This is a genomic window from Bartonella sp. MU70NMGDW, from assembly GCF_042194085.1.
GTDB lineage: Bacteria > Pseudomonadota > Alphaproteobacteria > Rhizobiales > Rhizobiaceae > Bartonella > Bartonella grahamii.
Genome location: NZ_JBHIMK010000034.1, coordinates 1 through 3,347 on the forward strand (window position 1 = coordinate 1; position 3,347 = coordinate 3,347).

General features: G+C 38.1%; 3 protein-coding genes and 1 other RNA gene. All 4 read right to left on the minus strand.

What is annotated here, in order from left to right:
• A partial coding sequence (recR, locus tag ACFIKE_RS04905) for a recombination mediator RecR (protein ID WP_375648538.1) occupies positions 1-600 on the minus strand: 600 nt, incomplete at its 3' end.
• Positions 601-630: 30 nt separating this feature from the next.
• On the minus strand, positions 631-954 hold the full coding sequence (locus tag ACFIKE_RS04910; RefSeq protein WP_375626779.1) for a YbaB/EbfC family nucleoid-associated protein: 324 nt from the start codon (positions 952-954) through the stop codon (positions 631-633).
• 14 nt (positions 955-968) lie between these two features.
• The gene (locus tag ACFIKE_RS04915) at positions 969-2,909 is read right to left on the minus strand and encodes a DNA polymerase III subunit gamma/tau (RefSeq protein WP_375648539.1); all 1,941 of its coding nucleotides are present in this window, start codon (positions 2,907-2,909) and stop codon (positions 969-971) included.
• Positions 2,910-3,131: 222 nt separating this feature from the next.
• Positions 3,132-3,229: signal recognition particle sRNA small type (gene ffs / locus ACFIKE_RS04920), an RNA gene on the minus strand.
• Between the last annotated feature and the right edge of the window lie 118 nt (positions 3,230-3,347).

Consider the following 3,347-nt stretch of genomic DNA (forward strand, 5'->3'; position numbering starts at 1 on the left):
ATTTGTTCGTGCTTGTACAGCTGCTGCTAAAGTTCCATCATCAAGATAATCAAGTTCGCCTCCTACAGGAACACCATGAGCAAGTCGTGTAATTTTAACTGAAAAATTGGAAAGCTGATCGGTGATATAGTGAGCAGTTGTTTGACCTTCGACAGTCGCATTGACAGCAAGAATAATCTCCCTAATAGGGTTTTGTACAACACGTTGTATTAAGGTGGCAATGTTGAGTTCGTCAGGACCTATTCCATCTAAGGGGGAGAGTCGTCCACCCAATACATGGTAACGTGCGGCTAAAGTTTTTGCGCGCTCAAGAGCCCACAGATCAGCAATATCTTCAACAACGATAATTGTTGTATCATCGCGGCGAGGATCTGTACAAATTGAACAAGGATCAATGGTATCGACATTTCCACAAACAGAACAAATGCCAACTTTTTCTATAGCTGCTTGTATAGCTGCTCCTAAAGGCTCCAGCAATGTCTCTTTTTTTTTGATAAGATGAAGCGCAGCACGACGCGCTGAACGTGGACCAAGACCTGGTATACGTGATAAAATCTGAATGAGACGTTCAATCTCAGGTCCTGCAATGTATTTAGACATATTTTTGTCCCAAGAAAAAGATCCGTTTCATTAAAATGGAAGCTTTAAACCTGAAGGGAGCGGTAACCCTGCCGTTATACTTTTGGTTTTTTCTTCTATTGCAATTTCGATTTTTGTTCTTGCTTCATTATAAGCTGCCATAATGAGATCTTCGAGAATTTCAGCTTCCTCAGGGTTGAGTAATGAAGGATCAATTTGAATTGCTGTTATAATATTTTTGCCATTTAAAGTGATATTGACGAGCCCCCCCCCTGCAGTGCCGGTAGCTTGCAGATTAGCTATTTCTTCCTGAATCTTCTGCATTTTTTCTTGCATTTCTTTGGCTTTTTTCATCATGCTCATCATTTCACGCATAGGAATAGGTATCCTTATTCATCATTGATATCATTTTTATTTTTTAAAATATCAGCATTTTTAAAGGTATTGGGGAGTAAATCAAGATCATTTTCTTCTTTATTGAGTCGAATATCGACAATTTTTGCTTCTGGGAAATGGTTGAGGATTTTCGCGATATCAGGATCTGTTTCTGCATTGGAAAAAAGAGTCTTTTGAATCGCTATACTTTCCTCCTGTAAGGTTGGGCCACCTCCTTCATTAACAAAAGTTATTGTCCAGCGTTTTTCAGTCCATTGAGATATCTTTTTTTCTATATCATGAGCAAGAAATTGAGGGGTATTTTCAGAAAGTCTTAAGGTAATATGCCCAGCTTCAAAAGAAACAGGATGAACAAATTCTTTAATAAGGAGTTTGAAAGGAGCATCATTATGCTGTTCGGCTAATTGAACAATATCGTGCAAAGAATTAATCACTAGAGTTTTAGGTTGAGTAATCTTTTCCGTTGTTTGCGTGACAGAATGCGATAAATTTGCACTCTTTTCAGAAAGATCAATAGATTGAGAAGTTTCAAGAGTTTCTGTTATTTCTTGGGCGTTGATTTTGTCAGGGTTTCGATTTCTAACTAAATTTTCCTGTTTTAAGGAATGATCTAATTGGTTTTTCAAGGATGTTTTTAAATCTGATTGATCTGGTAATGTATTTGAAACGCTGGAGGAAGCATGGGCTTCGACCATTGTTTCTTTTGTTATATTATTTGTATTTGTAGATTCTTGATGAGAAGAGTTTTTAGCCAGTGTGAGAGGTTTTTTTTCTTGCGTAAGCTTTTTTAAAGCTTCATCAAGAGTTGGTAAGTCAGCCGTGTGAGCAAGACGAATTAAAAGCATTTCAGCGGCTTGAAGCGGACGTGCAGTTTGATTAACTTCCTGCAAACCTTTGAGTAACATTTGCCAGTTTCGGGATAAAACAGGAACGGAAAGTTTTTTTGAAAAGTTTAAGCTTCTTAAACGTTGTTCTTCAGTCAGTGAGAAATCTTCCACTATTTCTGGTGTAAAACGTAAACGTGTAACCAGATGATTAAAATCGGCTAGTTCTGTCAATACAGTAAGAGGATCAGCACCTGCCTCATATTGACTGCGTAATTCATGTAATGCATTGACAACATCGCCCTTCATGATAAATTCAAAAAGATCAATAATACGTGCTTGATCCGCTAATCCTAACATTGTACGCACCGCAATGGCATTGACATTGCCATTGCTATGGGCGATCGCCTGATCAAAAATGGATAATGCATCACGTGCAGATCCTTCTGCAGCACGGGCAATCATAGAGAGTGCTTGATCTTCTACTTCTACCTTTTCATATTTCGCAATTTGGCGCAAATGTGCACTCAAAGCTTTTGATTCAATACGTCGCAAATCAAAACGTTGGCAACGCGAAAGAATTGTAATAGGAACTTTGCGAATTTCTGTTGTGGCAAAAATAAATTTCACATGGGACGGTGGTTCTTCAAGAGTTTTCAATAAACCATTAAAGGCTTGTGTTGAGAGCATATGTACTTCATCGATAATATAAACCTTATAACGTGCAGAAACAGGACGATAGCGTATTTGTTCAATAATTTCACGAATATCATCAATGCCCGTATGAGAAGCGGCATCCATTTCTATAACATCAATATGGCGTCCTTCGATAATTTGTGTGCAATGTTCACCAAGAGAGTCCAATACGGTTGTTGGTTGGTCAATATCTTTTGTTTTATAATTAAGTGCACGTGCCAAAATACGTGCTGTTGTGGTTTTACCTACGCCACGAATCCCTGTTAACATCCACGCTTGTGCAATACGACCTTTTTCGAAGGCGTTGGTGAGAGTACGCACTATAGCTTCCTGACCAATGAGGTCAGAGAAGTTTTGGGGTCGATATTTACGAGCAAGAACACGATAGGCTGTTTCTACCGGTACATTTTCCATGAATATTTCCAACTTCGAAGTTTTTTATGCATACATTTTGATATACAAAAGCGTAGATCAATACTGTAGTCTCATATAAAAGGATTTTTTCTTAATCAAATTATTTATGGGACAATTTGTTTAAAAATAACTAAATCCCTTCATTTGCTACATACAAATGCCGCTCTGAAGATTAAAAATACCTCGCTAAAAGACAGCATAAAAAATAATTTCTTCAGCAAAATAGGAGGTTGGCACGATGACCCGTACCAGAACTCGTTGGGGCTGCTTCTTTCCAGACCTGACCCAGTTGGCGAGCAGTTCGTCCACCACCAACCTCCCAAGTTCATATTGTCGATTTGGAATGAAAAATCAAGCTCAGAAACGAAAAATATCCTAAGAACGACGAAGAATTTTCCTTTGCGTTTAATTTATTGACATATAAACAACAAAGAGATT

Excerpts from the sequence above, each read along its gene's own strand:
- ACFIKE_RS04910 (WP_375626779.1), bottom strand. The coding sequence starts at position 954 with ATGCGTGAAATGATGAGCATGATGAAAAAAGCCAAAGAAATGCAAGAA.
- ACFIKE_RS04915 (WP_375648539.1), bottom strand. The coding sequence starts at position 2,909 with ATGGAAAATGTACCGGTAGAAACAGCCTATCGTGTTCTTGCTCGTAAA.